The sequence below is a fragment of the Longimicrobium sp. genome, assembly GCA_036377595.1.
GTDB lineage: Bacteria > Gemmatimonadota > Gemmatimonadetes > Longimicrobiales > Longimicrobiaceae > Longimicrobium.
Map to the genome: position 1 here is coordinate 37,770 of DASUYB010000132.1, position 13,996 is coordinate 51,765.

General features: G+C 68.8%; 17 protein-coding genes. 6 read left to right on the forward strand and 11 right to left on the reverse strand.

Annotated features, from left to right (window positions below):
• Positions 1-119 precede the first annotated feature (119 nt).
• Positions 120-737: an outer membrane beta-barrel protein gene (locus VF092_23410; protein ID HEX6750261.1), complete on the forward strand. Its 618-nt coding sequence runs from the start codon at positions 120-122 to the stop codon at positions 735-737.
• An 85-nt stretch (positions 738-822) separates the two neighbouring features.
• Here the strand turns inward: VF092_23410 and VF092_23415 are convergent, their stop codons facing one another.
• The 6 genes from VF092_23415 to VF092_23440 form a co-directional block, all read right to left on the reverse strand.
• Positions 823-1,041, reverse strand: a complete 219-nt coding sequence (locus VF092_23415) for a hypothetical protein (protein HEX6750262.1) — start codon at positions 1,039-1,041, stop codon at positions 823-825.
• 395 nt (positions 1,042-1,436) lie between these two features.
• Positions 1,437-2,921: an IMP dehydrogenase gene (guaB, locus tag VF092_23420; GenBank protein HEX6750263.1), complete on the reverse strand. Its 1,485-nt coding sequence runs from the start codon at positions 2,919-2,921 to the stop codon at positions 1,437-1,439.
• 314 nt (positions 2,922-3,235) lie between these two features.
• Entirely contained in the window at positions 3,236-3,772 is a 537-nt protein-coding gene (locus VF092_23425) for a hypothetical protein (GenBank protein HEX6750264.1), read from the reverse strand.
• Between the two features lie 137 nt (positions 3,773-3,909).
• Positions 3,910-4,455: a hypothetical protein gene (locus VF092_23430; protein ID HEX6750265.1), complete on the reverse strand. Its 546-nt coding sequence runs from the start codon at positions 4,453-4,455 to the stop codon at positions 3,910-3,912.
• Between the two features lie 281 nt (positions 4,456-4,736).
• Positions 4,737-5,273, reverse strand: a complete 537-nt coding sequence (locus VF092_23435) for a YkvA family protein (protein HEX6750266.1) — start codon at positions 5,271-5,273, stop codon at positions 4,737-4,739.
• Between the two features lie 41 nt (positions 5,274-5,314).
• Complete coding sequence (locus VF092_23440) at positions 5,315-5,704, reverse strand: hypothetical protein (GenBank protein ID HEX6750267.1); 390 nt, start codon at positions 5,702-5,704, stop codon at positions 5,315-5,317.
• A gap of 589 nt (positions 5,705-6,293) precedes the next feature.
• Between VF092_23440 and VF092_23445 the strand changes: the two genes are divergently transcribed.
• Positions 6,294-6,893 (forward strand): hypothetical protein, encoded by a 600-nt coding sequence (locus VF092_23445; GenBank protein ID HEX6750268.1) that lies wholly within the window; start codon positions 6,294-6,296, stop codon positions 6,891-6,893.
• 125 nt (positions 6,894-7,018) lie between these two features.
• Here VF092_23445 and VF092_23450 read toward each other — a convergent pair whose 3' ends face one another.
• The gene (locus VF092_23450; protein HEX6750269.1) at positions 7,019-7,393 is read right to left on the reverse strand and encodes an NINE protein; all 375 of its coding nucleotides are present in this window, start codon (positions 7,391-7,393) and stop codon (positions 7,019-7,021) included.
• A 265-nt stretch (positions 7,394-7,658) separates the two neighbouring features.
• Between VF092_23450 and VF092_23455 the strand changes: the two genes are divergently transcribed.
• From VF092_23455 to VF092_23465, 3 genes are all read left to right on the forward strand, one after another.
• On the forward strand, positions 7,659-8,492 hold the full coding sequence (locus tag VF092_23455; protein ID HEX6750270.1) for an acyltransferase: 834 nt from the start codon (positions 7,659-7,661) through the stop codon (positions 8,490-8,492).
• Positions 8,493-8,766: 274 nt separating this feature from the next.
• Positions 8,767-9,909, forward strand: coding sequence for a hypothetical protein (locus VF092_23460; protein HEX6750271.1), 1,143 nt, complete (start codon positions 8,767-8,769; stop codon positions 9,907-9,909).
• Between the two features lie 56 nt (positions 9,910-9,965).
• Entirely contained in the window at positions 9,966-10,331 is a 366-nt protein-coding gene (locus VF092_23465) for a hypothetical protein (GenBank protein ID HEX6750272.1), read from the forward strand.
• A 92-nt stretch (positions 10,332-10,423) separates the two neighbouring features.
• On the opposite strand, the gene VF092_23470 is transcribed toward VF092_23465, so the two are convergent.
• Positions 10,424-10,594 (reverse strand): hypothetical protein, encoded by a 171-nt coding sequence (locus tag VF092_23470; protein HEX6750273.1) that lies wholly within the window; start codon positions 10,592-10,594, stop codon positions 10,424-10,426.
• 559 nt (positions 10,595-11,153) lie between these two features.
• Between VF092_23470 and VF092_23475 the strand changes: the two genes are divergently transcribed.
• Positions 11,154-11,549, forward strand: a complete 396-nt coding sequence (locus tag VF092_23475; GenBank protein HEX6750274.1) for a hypothetical protein — start codon at positions 11,154-11,156, stop codon at positions 11,547-11,549.
• Between the two features lie 171 nt (positions 11,550-11,720).
• Here VF092_23475 and VF092_23480 read toward each other — a convergent pair whose 3' ends face one another.
• The 3 genes from VF092_23480 to VF092_23490 are packed head-to-tail and all read right to left on the reverse strand — an operon-like array spanning position 11,721 to position 13,797.
• Positions 11,721-12,842, reverse strand: coding sequence for a hypothetical protein (locus VF092_23480; GenBank protein ID HEX6750275.1), 1,122 nt, complete (start codon positions 12,840-12,842; stop codon positions 11,721-11,723).
• 38 nt (positions 12,843-12,880) lie between these two features.
• Positions 12,881-13,153: a hypothetical protein gene (locus VF092_23485; GenBank protein HEX6750276.1), complete on the reverse strand. Its 273-nt coding sequence runs from the start codon at positions 13,151-13,153 to the stop codon at positions 12,881-12,883.
• Positions 13,150-13,797, reverse strand: coding sequence for a hypothetical protein (locus VF092_23490; protein ID HEX6750277.1), 648 nt, complete (start codon positions 13,795-13,797; stop codon positions 13,150-13,152). Before VF092_23490 ends, VF092_23485 begins: the two co-directional genes overlap by 4 nt.
• Positions 13,798-13,996 lie beyond the last annotated feature (199 nt).

Below are 13,996 nucleotides of genomic sequence, written 5' to 3' on the forward strand. Positions count from 1 at the left end.
CGGGCGCCGGAACCGCAGAATCACGCGCACGGAACGGCCGAACGCATGCCGGCCCGTGCGACGGTGGAATTCATTCCCGCCTTGCTGCAGTCCCACCCGTTCAACAGGCAAACACCCACATGACCCGCATCACCCGAATTCTCGCCCCGGCGCTCGTGCTGGGGGCGATCCTGGCGCATCCCGCGCGCGCCCAGATCGGCATTCCCTTCTCGGCCGAGGTCCGCGGCGGCGTGGCCCTGCCCACCGGCGAGTTCGGCGACGGCGCCGGCACCGGCTGGGGCATCGACGGCACGCTGCGCTACCGGATCGCGCCGATGGTGGACGTGTACGGCGGCTACGCCTACTTCTCGTTCGGCGCCGACTCGGCGAGCGACTTCGCCGAGGGCGTGGACGTGGCGATCCGCGACCAGGGCTTCCGCGCCGGCGCCCGGCTGACGGTGCCGCTGGTGGGGATGATGACCGGCGTGTCGCCCTGGATCGAGGGCGGCGCCACCTTCAACAAGACCACGCTGCACGCCAGCGACGGCTCGACCACGCTGGACATCGACTCGGACCAGAGCATCGGCTTTGAGGTGGGCGCCGGGGTGATCTTCGACGTGGCGCCGCACGTGTCGCTCACGCCGGGCGTGCGCTTCCGCTCGCACAACGCGGACTTCAGCGAGGCGTTCGGCGAGGACGACGCCGACGTGGACGCGAACTACGTGGCCATCGAGATCGGCGTCAACATCCATCCCTGATCGCCCGATCCGAAGCAGTTGCGGGCCGCCTCTCCGTTCGCGGGGAGGCGGCCCGTTCTTCAGGTGGGGTCCACTCGACTTCCGTTCAGAGGAAGCACTGGCAGACGTTGTTGCTGCAAGTCCCCCACGAGCCCCCGATGTCGACGCAGTAGACGTCGCAGTCGCAGCCGCCGGTGCGGCAGCCCAGGGGACACGTGTCTGCCCGCTTCGGCGCGGACGGCGTGGCGAGCGCCTGCGAGGCTCCGAAGGCCAGCGCGAGCGCCACCGCCGTCGACACCACCCGCCGAACGTGCTTCGCCGTCATGGCACCACCTCCTGCAAAGGGAGAGGCCTGGCGTAAGGAGATGCGAACCGGAGTCCTATCCCCGGCAGCAATCGCCCGCCGCACACATTATGCCTTCCCGCGCGCCAGAAGACAAGATTCGACGCCCGATGCAATCGCCGATCTGCACGGGGTAATACCAGGTTCGGGTGAAGTATTGGTGCGTCCGACCGAATCTCCGTGCTGACACGACGATAGGTCCTTCGGCCTGCAAACGCTTGCACAGACACTGATTACGGTCTGGCCGGCCTCAGGATGACGTCAGCGTGGGATCGGTCCGGGTGCATCAAACCAATTCCCGGATTCCGTTTAAACGCGAGTGCGCCAGATCCGGCCCGGATCCGGCGCACTCAGCATTCGGCACTCAGCACTTTAGATCACGCGTGGTAGTTCGGCGCCTCTCGCGTGATCACCACGTCATGCGGATGGCTCTCGCGCAGGCCGCCGCCGGTGATGCGCATGAACTGCGGCCGGGTGCGCAGCTCCTCGACGTCGGCGCACCCCAGGTACCCCATCCCCGAGCGCAGGCCGCCCACCAGCTGGTAGATGGTGTCGGCCGCGGCGCCCTTGTAGGGCACCCGCCCCTCGATCCCCTCGGGGACGAACTTGCGCGCGTCGGCGTTGGCCGGGTCCTGGAAGTAGCGGTCGGCCGAGCCCTCGGCCATCGCCCCCAGGCTCCCCATCCCCCGGATGGTCTTGAAGCGGCGGCCCTCGAGCAGGAAGCTCTCCCCCGGGCTCTCCTCCGTCCCCGCCAGCATCGATCCCATCATCACCGAGTGCGCGCCCCCGGCCAGCGCCTTCACCACGTCGCCGCTGTACTTGATCCCCCCGTCGGCGATGACCGGCACCTCCCCCGCCGCGCCCTCCACCGCGTCGAACACGGCGGTCAGCTGCGGCACGCCGATCCCCGTCACCACCCGCGTGGTGCAGATGGAGCCGGGGCCCACCCCCACCTTCACCCCGTCCACGCCGCGCTCCACCAGCGCCGCCGCGCCGTCCTTCGTGGCGATGTTGCCGGCGATCAGCTGCACGTCGGGGAAGGCGTCGCGCATCCGCGCCACCGCGTCGAGCACGCCCTGCGAGTGGCCGTGCGCGGTGTCGATCACCAGCACGTCGACCCCCGCCTGCACCAGCGCCTTCGCACGCTCGGCGTCGCGCGCGGAGACGCCGACGGCCGCGCCCACGCGCAGCCGCCCCTGCTCGTCCTTGCAGGCGTTGGGGAACTGCGCCCGCTTGCGCACGTCCTTCACGGTGATCAGCCCGCGCAGCCGCCCGTCGCCGTCGACCAGCGGCAGCTTCTCGATGCGGTGCGCGTGCAGGATCTTCACCGCCTCTTCGAGCGAGGTGCCGACGGGCGCGCTCACCAGGTCGTGCCCGCTGGTCATCAGCTCGCCGATGGGGCGGTCGAGGTCGCCCTCGAACTGCACGTCGCGGTTGGTGACGATGCCGATCAGCCGGTGGTCCTCGTCCACCACCGGGGCGCCGCTCACGCCGTACTGCTCCATCTTGGCCAGCAGGTGGCGGAGGGTGGCGTCGCGGCGGACATGGAAGGGATCGGAGATCATCCCGCTCTCCGAGCGCTTGACCCGGTCCACCTCCTTGGCCTGCCGCTCGATGGGCATGTTCTTGTGGATGATGCCGATGCCGCCCTCGCGCGCCATGGTGATGGCCATGCGGCTCTCGGTGACCGTGTCCATCGCCGCGGAGACGAGGGGGATGGCGAGGTCGATCTTCCGGGTGAGCCGCGTCTTGACGACGGTGTCGGAGGGATGCACCGGCGAGTGGCGCGGCACCAGCAGGACGTCGTCGAAGGTCAGCCCCTCGCCGGCGTAGCGGCCGGCGGGCACGGGGGAATCGCTCATCGGGCCTCCTGAATGCGCAGAGCCCGCCGGTCTCGCGCTCCCTCGCGGGAGGAGACGGCGGGCATCGTATGATGGATCGGGTGTTCCATGGGGCAATTTAGCGCCCGACCGTCCGCATCGTCAACCGGGGGAGATTCGCTGATCGTCGCAGTACGCTCGTTCGTGCCCCGATCTGGGCGCCGCCAATGAGGAGCTGGGTGCGATGGCGCCGCGCGGGGCCCTCTCCCTGGCGCTGCGCGCCTGTCCCTCCCCCAAAACCGACTGGGGGAGGGACGGGCTCGCTGCGCTCGTGACGCGTGGACGCGGATTCGAAACTAGCGGGAGATGGAGATGGCGATCGCGGTGCCTCCCTCGACGCCGGGGGCGAGGCTCACGCGGGCGTCGGGGAGGCGGACGCGCTTCCACCGCTCGCGCGGGAAGAGAGCGCCGGTGACAAGGCCGAAGCCCGCGCCCACGGCGGCGCCCGTCCACGCGGCCTCGCTGTCACTGTCGAACTCCTCGTCGTTCAGCAGCCAGAACTCCAGCGCGCCGACCACCGCGCCGCCCACGGCGCCCATCGCCGCGTTCGCCGCGCGGCTGGGCACGCCGCGGCTGACGTCCACACGCCGCACCGCGTCGCGCTGCACGCGCACGGGGCCGGCGCCGGGGTGCAGTTGCAGCGTCATCGACGTGGCGTCCATCGCCACCAGCGTGCCGCGCAGCACCTGCGGCGGCGTGTAGCCCTCCACGTCGCGCTGCGGCGTCAGGGTGATGCGCACCCGCGTCCCCGCCGCAATCTCCTGCGCGGCTGCAGGGATCGACGCGAGAACGGCCGCGGCGGCGAGGGCGATGACGGCGATCGGCGTGCGCATGAACACCTCCGGGCGTGGGGACATCTCCATCGCCATCACCCAGCAACCCGCAGGCCGCCGACGTACGACGGCCCCGCCCGCCGGAGTGGCGAGCGGGGCCGCATCTATCCTCATCCTCCCTTCCCGATCTCCACGAATCAGCGGGCGCCGCTGGTGCCGCCGCGCTGATGGTCGCCGTGCTGCTCGCGGCGCTCGCCGCCGCGGCGCTCGCCGAAGCGGCCGTGCTCGTCGCGCAGCTGGCGGTACTGGGCGCGCTGGCTGTCGGTCAGCACGCGCTCGATCTGCTGCTCGCTGCGGTCGCGGATGGCCTGCAGCTCGGCCAGAAGCTGGGGACGCTGCCCCTGACCGCGCTGGAACCCGCCCTGCCGGCCGTCGCGGCGCTGTCCGTCACGCTGCCCGCCGAACTGGTCGCGGTGGCTCTCGCGCCAGGCGCGGAACTGCTCGTCGCGCTGCTGCAGGATGCGGCGGATCTGCGTCTGCTGGCTGGAGCTGAGGCCCAGGCGCCGGGTCAGCATCGAGACCTGCCGGTCCAGCCGCTGCCCGGGATCCTGGCGCTGGGCATGCTCCCGGCGCTGGCCGGGCTGCACGTCCAGCTGCGTCTGCGCCCGGGCGGGCGCCTGCGTCACCAGCGCGGCGGCCAGGGCGGCTCCGGCCGCGAACGTGCGGATGATCGTGCTCTTCATCGTCGTATCCTTCCGTGTGTTGGTCCTTCCCTTCGCGCCGCCCCTCGTCGGGCCGCGCAGGAGGATGATAGCGGCGATGATCCCCCCGCGGTCCTGCCCCGAAGCCCATCTGCACCGGGAGAGATCCGAACTGCACCGGCATCGCACGAACACCTGCGTAAGGTGAAATCCGGAAAGGAGATGGAGATCAGGATCTCATAAAGTTTCCAGATCCCCAAAGCGCGAAAAAACCGCCGCCCGGCGGGTGCCGGGCGGCGGTTCGTGCATCGCGATGCGAAGCTTCAGCGGCGGCCGCGCAGGAGGCCGCGGACGGGGCCGGGGAGGTACTCCGACGCGGTGTCGAGCGCGTCGAGCGCCGCCTCGAGCGTCTCCTCGTCGCCCTCCCAGTGGTCGAGCAGCACCTCCTCACCCGCGTTGGCGAGAAGCCGGGAGAGGGCCACGGCGATGAGGATCACGTCCTCCACCTCGCCCAGCGCGGGGATCCAGTCGGGGATCACGTCGGCGGGGAGCGCGGCGTAGGCCAGCGCGCCCGCGACGATCGCCTTGTCGAGCTTGGAGACGCGCGGGTCGCGGGCCAGGCCCCACAGCAGCTTCAGGAAGCTGGGGATGTCGGCCACCAGCGAGCGGATCCACGCGCGGTCGCCGCCGCGGCGCGAGGGCGGCGGGCGCCGGGTTCGCGAGGCCTCGCGGCGGCGCGGCTTCTCCTCGCCACGCGGCTTGCGCGTGCCGCCGGTGCGCGGGCCCACGAGGTCGTCGTCGTCCTCGTCTTCGTCCAGGAACCGCCCCCTCACCGGAATTCGTCTCTTCCTCTCGGCCATCCCATCCCCTCGCGTTCCTGGTTCGCGTTACCTCGGATCGATCATCCTGTGGCGCCGCCGGCCTGCGGGTCGCCGTCGGGCTGGCGGGTGGCGGGCGGCAGCTGCGGGGGCGGCGGCTCGTCGTCGCGGGGCGTCAGCGCGCTCTCCACCTCGCGCACCACCGTGCGCCCGGCCTCGGTGATGCCGCTGACCACGCGCGTCGCCGTCCCCATCACCCCCATGGCGCTGCGGATGGTGCCGAAGGCCAGCCCCTGCCCGCGCATCTTGTCTTCCAGCAGCTCGCTGAACTTCTGGAACATGCCGGGCTCGCGCGCCGCGTCGCGCGCGTACTTCGAAGACAGGAACTCGACGAAGTCGAGCGCCTGGTAGATCTGCGCCTCGGGGAGCGCCTCGATGTGGCGCATGAGCCGGGCGCGCAGAAGGTCATGCATCGGATTCAGGCTCGCATGTCATCGGGAAAGCCGGTGCGGAGCGATTTCCGTGCCTCACCGGACGGCGACGGGGTCTGCCCAGCGTACGTCCGCCGCCCCCGAAGTGTTTCGCTATCCCCAAGATGGGCGGGCGCGGGAGCGCGGGCAATCATGGTGGGATCCAAGCATTGCCGCGTGAGGGTGCCGGGGGATACGTTGCTGCTGCCGACGTCGACAGAGGCTGCCCGGCGAGTATATCGACGGGTGAGTGATCTGCCACAGGCGCAACCCCGCACTACAACAACGGGAGTCTGCTGCGCAGGCTGCGCCGGTTCGGGACGCGGGGTATCCGCGGCGCGTTTGGCCGCTCCCCGCCTCGATGCATCCCCCGCAGTCGCGCAGCGACTTTGTGGTGGCCGCGAGTGTATTTGCGCGGCACCACCCGCCCGCCCGGATGCGGCCGAGCAATGATCGACGCGGCCACGACCCGCTAAACCACCCGCCGCCTGCAGATCCACCGCGCCACGGGCGAATCCGCCGCCTTGAGCGCCACCATTACGCCGCTCCCGGCGGGGGTGATGGTGAGCATCGCTCGATAAGAACCTCTGCCATGCCAACTACGATGCATCAAGCTTTAATTGCTGCCGTCTCCGCCTTGATCGGAGTTACACTTAAATCCGTGTGGGACTGGTTTTATGCTCGTCGGCGGGAGATGGAGAGCCTTGGATTGATAAAACAGGTTGATTTTCGGGAGCGGCAGCTCGCGGAATTCTACTGGCCAATTTTCATCCGATTAGAACAGTCCGAACTTCTCCACCGGGAGATATCGGATTCGCGTGGAATGGGTGAGCAGCACGTTAAGGACATCGTCGCCTCGGACGTGCTGATTCCGATCCACGACGAGATTGTGAAAATTATCGAATTGCGTACGTACGTGGCTGAGGCAGAGACCGACTTACGGGAGTTGCTACTTCAGTACGTCAGAGATGTCACTTCGTATAAGGCGATGTGTGTATCTGAGGATTCAACAACCGTTCGTCGGACCTCCCAAGCACCTGCATCCGAGCAGTTGCATTCAAGAATCAGGATGAAGACAATGGAGTTGCAAGAGAGGTATGAGTACTTACTGTTTGGTGATCCGAATCCCTATCGCCACGCGTCCAGAGCCACGTGGTGGTTCACCCGTTGGTGGCACTACCCCAAATTCTGATCGCTTGGGACAATGGGCGGGTTTGGATCGGCAGAAAACCGCTGAGGACCGTCACCGGGTGTGGAGCCGCCATGCGCTCCACGCCCGGTTTCACCATCTCCGCGTCTTTCAGCTCCGCGATTTCGTCAGGCGGAGAACTGGCCGGTGCGATACGGGCCGGCGAGCGAGGACTGGAAGCTCTGCTCCGACTGCACCAGGTAGACGATCCCCTCGATGAACCCGGCCAGCGCGGGGAGGAAGGTCCAGCAGAGCAGAATGTACAGGATCCCCATCCCGGTCTTGCCCAGGTAGAACTTGTGGATGCCCAAGCCGCCCAGGAAGATGGCCAGCAGCGCGGCCACCGTCTTGTCCTTGCGCGGCGGCGCGGGCACGTAGCCGTACGGCTGCACCGGCGGCGCCATCTGGCGGACGCCACAAACGGGACAGATCTCGGCCATCACGTGGATCTGGTTGCCGCACGAGGTGCAGAACTTGGTCTGGGGCACGGTCTGGGTGGCCACGGAAACTCCAGGGGTGATGCGTTGGGGATGGTTTGTCCGGCGGAGAGCGGATGGAGACGAGGCGCGCAATATCGCCCAAATCGTTGCGGCGCACAAGAGTGCGTGGACAATCCGTGGGTTGCGGCCGATCGCGGCCAGACATCTTCGGCCATACTTTTGGGCGGATGCACGAATTGACGAGCCGTCAGGCGCGTGCCTACCTTTCACGTGATCCCGGTACAGACACGCACGCCGCCCCCCGCGGCCCCAGACGGATACCCCGACCATGGCCATCTACCCGCTGCGCCAGCTCAACCCCGCCGAAGCATCGGTGGAGCTGTACGACCGCTGGCTGGGCGAGCTGGACGCCGCGCTGGCCCGCGGCGACGACCGGTGGGAGCTCTGCCGCAGCGTCCTCACCTCCATCTACCATCCCGAGCTCGCGGACGTCGACCCGTCGACGCTCCCGCTGGCGGCGCAGGTGGCGTTGGCGCAGATGGACGCGCGCAACATCACCCTCGAGCCCGAATACTACGCCGAGATCGACGTCGAGAAGTTCTACGAGCGCAAGCCGCTGCTGTGGATGTGGCAGATGTTCGACAAGAGCCCGCTGGGGCAGAACGTCCACCTGGGCGTGCGCTTCAGGCGGGTGCTGGCGCCGTACATCTTCCGGCGCGTGGGCCGCAACTTCAAGTGCTTCCACTACGTGGAGTTCAGCTTCGGCTACAACCTTGAGGTGGGCGACGACGTGGTGGTGCACCGCAACGTGCTGCTGGACGACCGCGGCGGCATCGTCATCGGCGACAAGGTGTCGATCAGCGACTACGCCAACATCTACTCGCACACGCACTCCATCGTCGACCAGGTGGACGTGAGCGACCTGGTCACCACGCTGGCCGACGGCGTGCGCATCACCTACCACGCCACGGTGCTGGCCGGCACCTACGTGGGCGAGCAAGCGATGGTGGGCGCCATGGCCGTGGCCACCAAGGACGTGCGGCCGTACCACGTGAACGTCGGCATCCCCGCCAAGTCGGTGCGCGTGAAGCCCAACGCCCCGCCCGAGGCGTACAAGGTCACCCTGCGCACCGAGGAGGGCGCGGCGACGGGGGATGATTGAGTGCGAAAGTGCGAAAGTGCGAAAGTGCGAAAGTGCGAAAGTGCGAAAGTGCGAAAGTGCGGGAGTGCGGGAGTGCGGGAGTGCGAGAGTGCGAAAGTTTGTTGGGATTATGGAGATGGGTGATGCGCTGACGCGGTCGGGCGAATAAATTCGCAGCAACAACTACACGAAGTCCGCCTTCGCGGACTACTGGCGGTGATGCGGGCGAGGCATCCGTGCTCGCGACAGCCTCACCGCCGGGTTCGATTGAAGTAAAGGCAAGCGAGGCTTGATGATGGATAACGATTCCGCCGCGGCGACCATTCCCGTCGACACCGCCGACCCGGTGAACGCGGCGATCCTGGCCGTCTCCGAAGACCGGCTGCAGGGATTCCAGGAGCAGCCGTTCCGCGCGATCGCCGGGCAGAGCGGCGTGGAGCTGGAGACGGTGCTCGAGCGCATCCGCGCCATGCTGGCCAGCGGCACCATCCGCCGCGTGCGGCAGACGCTGATGGCCACCAACCTGGCGCCAGGCGCGCTGGTCGCCTGGGAGGTGCCGCCGGAAAAGCTGGACGCCGCGTTCGAGACCATGTTCCGCGACGACCCCTTCTCCGGCCACGTGGTCATCCGCTCCACCGACCGCGAGACGCAGGGATCGAAGTACCGCCTGTGGACCACGCTCAAGGTGCCGCAGGGGTTCTCCATGCGGAAGCACGCGGAGTACCTGCGCGGCCGCACGGGCGCGCTCTCCTTCAAGCTCCTTCCCGCGAAGAAGCTGTTCACCCTGGGCGTGGGCCACGTCCGCCGGCGCGGGCTGGAGCCGGGCGAGCGCTCCGGCGAGCCCGGCGCCGTGATCGACACCAACGTCGTGGAGCTGAGCGAGCTGGAGTGGCGCGTGCTGATGGCGCTCAAGCGCGAGCTGGACCTCGACGAGATCGGCGAGCACCCGTGGGACCGCCGCGCCGAGGAGGCGGGCGTGCCGCTGGAGACGTTCGTGCGCGTGGCGCGCGGGCTGAACGAGCGGAAGGTGATCGGGCGCTTCTCCACCTTCCTGGAGCACTACAAGCCGAACGCCGCGGGCGAGCGCGTCACCCGTTACAACGCGCTCTTCCACTGGCAGGTGCCGCCCGGGCGGGAGATCGACGCCGGCCGCGAGGTGGGGCGCCACTACGTGATGACGCACGCCTACTGGCGCGAGGGCGGCCCCGAGTTCGGCGACGTCAACATCATGGGCGTGGCGCACGGCACCGAGAAGGACGCCGTGCTGGCCCACAAGGCCGCCATCGACCGGCACCTGGAGGAGGCGGGGATCCCCGTCGGCTACACCAACGTGTTCTGGGGCGGCCGCAGCGAGATCAAGCCGTCGGAGATCTCGCCCTTCGCGTACGCGGACTGGTGCCGCGACGTGGGCCTCGACCCCGACGCGATGCGCGACTGACGCGGCACGGCCGGCGGACTTCTCCGCCGGCCGTTCTTCTTTCCATCCCCCTCGCGATGCGACCCGAGGTGATCCACACCGCCGAGTTCACCTGCCGCGAGTGCGGTGCGGTCGCGGGGCGCGTGTCCGTCGTCCCCTCGCCCACGGGGACGCGGAACCGGCTGGTCCTCTCCGTCTTCATCGAGATGTGGGAAGAGATGTCGAAGGACGGCACGTACGCCGACGCCATCGCCGCGATCGACGCGGGGGATGCGCGGGCGCTGTGGAAGGGATGGTTCGAGTGGGCGCCTTTCTACTGCCCCGAGTGCGACGCGTGCTACTGCAGCGACCACTGGCGCCAGTGGATGGAGTTCGACGAGGGATTCTACGACTATACCCAGGGCGTCTGCCCCCGCGGCCACGAGCGCATGCTGCTGGATTGAGATCGCTAAAAGATTGTCTCACGCAGAGTTAGCAGGGTTAGCAGATGAACTGCGGTTTTCTGCTGACTCTGCTAACTCTGCGTGAGAAATTCTTAGATCATGATCTGCTCGATGCCATCCAGCTCCACGCCGAACGCGAGGCGCGCGGCACGGCGCATGGCGTCGGGATCGCCGGTGGTGAGGAAGTGGTGGCCACCGTCGCCCGGCGGGAGCGACCACTGGCGCTCGACGTGCGCGAGCGTGGTGTAGAGGATCAGGATCATTGGTGGGAGATGGAGATCGACGACGGGCGAAGAGGCGGATCGGAGGGATGCCCGCCGCGGCTCGGACGCCGCGGTGGGGGCACGAAAGATAATACCACGCGGCGTGAAAAACGCGTTCTTTATCGCCGTCCAGGCGTCGAGACCGAGCCATCTCCGCGTCGCTCGCGGCGGAGGCGCGTCTCCGCCGTCAATGATGCAGGACATTCTATTGCATCAGGTTGGCGTGAGCGGGCCAATAACGTACTACCGGAACGTGCGCCACATCTCACGCTCATCGCCCAGTCAAAAATTTGGGAGCCCACGACAAAATTGTGACTGCGGCGTCACAAAACATGCGTTCAAGATGAACCTCATCTTTTCGGAACCTTTTGCAGCAGCCCGTGTAACGACGCGCGTGCCGCCCGTGCGGATGTGGACAATAGCAAGATTCCCTTCGGCGTTTCAGCCCATCTGTTTGTGCAGGGGCGGCTTGCGGGCGATGCGCGGCGTATGGCACATTGAGATCTACGAACGTACAAACTGCTTGCGCTTTTGCGCGCGCACCCTCAGACTTCACGACATGACCCTCACACTTCCGCTCAACGAGAAGCAGGTCGACCTGCTGCGGCACCTCTATCGCCAGACCGGGCCCGTCCTGATGGACAACCTGGACGGCCGGGTGGTGCGCGCGCTGCGCTCGCGCGGGCTGGTGCACGAGAAGGGCGAGTGGCTGTCGCTGACCGACGCGGGGAAGGCGGAGTTCGAGAAGCTGCGCCGCCGCCGCGTCACCAGCCCCCACGCCGAGGTCGGCAACCCGCGCTCGGCCCGCGCAGAGGCCATCATCCGCGCCGTGGAGGCGCTGGAGCTGGCCCTTCCGCGCGACGCCGAGCTGATGGTGGGCGACATGCCCGCCTACGCCGACGACGTGGTGCAGGGGCTGCGCGGGTTCGCGCGGCAGCTCGCCCGGGCAGGCTGACGAGCCAGGCCGAAACACCGATGCGGACGAAGCAAATGCCTCGTCCGCATCTTCGTGTTTGCGGCGCTTTCTCTCGATCTAAATCCCCAAAACAGAAAGTCTCACGCAGAGTCAGCAGGGTCAGCAGATGAACTGCAGTTTCACTGCTGACTCTGCTGACTCTGCGTGAGACTACTTTCCGAACTTCGTATTGAAGAACGGGAGGAGGCGCAGGCCGCGCGGGTTGCTGCGCACGTAGTTCAGCAGCCCCAGCTGCACGCCGCGGATCGTGCGCGCGTAGTTGTAGAGGCCGATGGTGATCCCCGTCTGCAGGCCGCGCACGTCGTTCCAGCTGGCCGCGGACACGCCCTGCAGGTCCGAGGTACGCGCGTAGATCCCCGACACCGTCAGCCCGATCAGCGTGTCGGCCGAGACCACGGCGCTGCTCACCTGGATCCCCTGCGCCTTCCGCGCGAGCAGGATCGCCCCGCCCACGTTCAGCCCGCGCAGGTCCGGCCCGCCCAGCACGCCCACGCTCGCGTTCACGCCGCGCGCGGTGCCGCGCGAGAAGGTGACGATCGCCGAGGCGTTGATCCCGCGCACCTCGCCGTCCACGAACGAGGCGACGGGGCTGATGGAGATCCCGGAGAGGTCGCCCTCGGTGATGGCCGCGATCCCCGCGGCGGTGATGCCGCGCACGCCGCCCTCCGAGAGCGAGATGACGCCCGCGGCGGCGATCCCGTCGATGCCGTGGTCGCCGATGGCCGCCAGGCCGCCGAGCCCGATCCCCCGCAGCCGCTGCTCGGCGATCATCGCGAGTCCGCCGACGGCGATGCCGTTGACCTGGTCCTGCGACAGCACCGCCAGCCCGCCCGCCGCGATCCCGTTCATCTGCTCCGACGTCACCACGCCCAGCCCACCCAGCCCGATCCCGTTGATCCGCCGCGCGCGCGGGGCCACGAGGCCGACGGCCGCGCCGTTCACCACCAGCTCGGGATTCCGCTTGGGCACCCAGAGCGTGAGGTTGAGCCCGTTCACCCGCTCGGCCTGGTGGTCCACCGCGTTGACGCGGACGCCCGTCACCCGCCGCGAGTTGCCGATGCTGAGGCCCACGCCGCCCACGGTCAGGTTCAGCGCGCGGTGGCTGGCCGGCGGCTCGGCCGTGCTGTCGTCGACGACGGGAAAGCGCGGCTTCCACGAGCGCACGCTGTCCTTGGCCGTCACCGTGGCCGTGTCCTGCGCGCGCAGCGGCATGGCGGCGGCCGCGAGGGCGAGCGCGGCGGCGAGCGTGGCGATCGGGCGGTTGGGGATCATGGAAGGCTGGGGATGATAAGGACGGCGCGGAGGGCGGATCAGCCGTCCTCCGCGCTTTCGGTCCAGGCGGTCAGGCGGTGGAGCAGCGCCTCGATCTTCTCGCGCAGCTCCACGTCGTCGATGCAGCCGGCCGCCTCGTCGAGATAGTGCATCAGCAGCCCGATCTCGCCCTGCGCCAGCTCCCCGGCGAAGAGCGCGGGGTCCAGCCCCAGGTCCCACGCGGCGGTGGTCACGGCGCGGACGCAGAGGTCCGCCAGCTCCGGGCCCGCCGCCGCGGCGTCGGCGAGCGCGTGGGGCCGCACGCCGGTCACGGGCGCGTGGGCGGGGCGGGCGGCGGCGCCGTCGGAGGCGTCGCGGGGCGCGTCGGTCCCTGCGCGCCGGGCTCGCGCGGCGCCAGCGCGGAGTTGGCGGCGCGGCGCTGGGCGGCGGCGGTGCGCATCTCCATCATCATTCCCTTCATCTCCTCGGGGAGGCGCGCCTTCCACCCCGCGCCCTCGCGGCGCACGCTCAGCACCGTCACCTGGCTGAGCGTCTGGCCGCCCTGCGTGGCCGAGACGCGGTAGACGACGTACGCCGTGTCGCCGGCGGTGACGTGGCCCATCACGTTGAAGGTGGCCGCCGCCAGCAGCTCGCGCAGCCCCTGCTGGCTGCCGATGGTTCCCGCCACGAAGCGCTGGTACACCTGCGCCGACGGCAGCGCGCGCAGCTCGGCCGCCGAGCCGACGTTGAAGATCTGCCGCAACCCCGCCGTGGCCGTGTCGAGCGACACCACCTCGAGCAGCGCGGCCTTGAGCGAGTCCTGCTCGCCGGAGTGGACGAGCGAGGCGTTGGACGCCCAGTCGGCGGCCTTCATCGAGGCCAGGTACTGCGTGGCCACCTGCTCGGGCGTGGCCTGCGCCGCGCCCGCGCGCGGCAGGGCCAGCGCGGCCAGGGTCGCCAGGATCAGCTTCTTCATCGTGCCTCCAGGAGATTTCAGGGGACAGGGGGCAGGCATCAGGGGACAGCAAGCGGTTGGCCGCCCCGGGCCCACATCACCCTTCGATCCCCCACCTCCCGTTCAGGTGATTCGATTCGCCGCGGGTCGATCGGCCGCGCGGCGGTGATCATCGGACAATTTCGTGCAAAGCGCCTGGAGACGGGGGAGATGGGCGCGA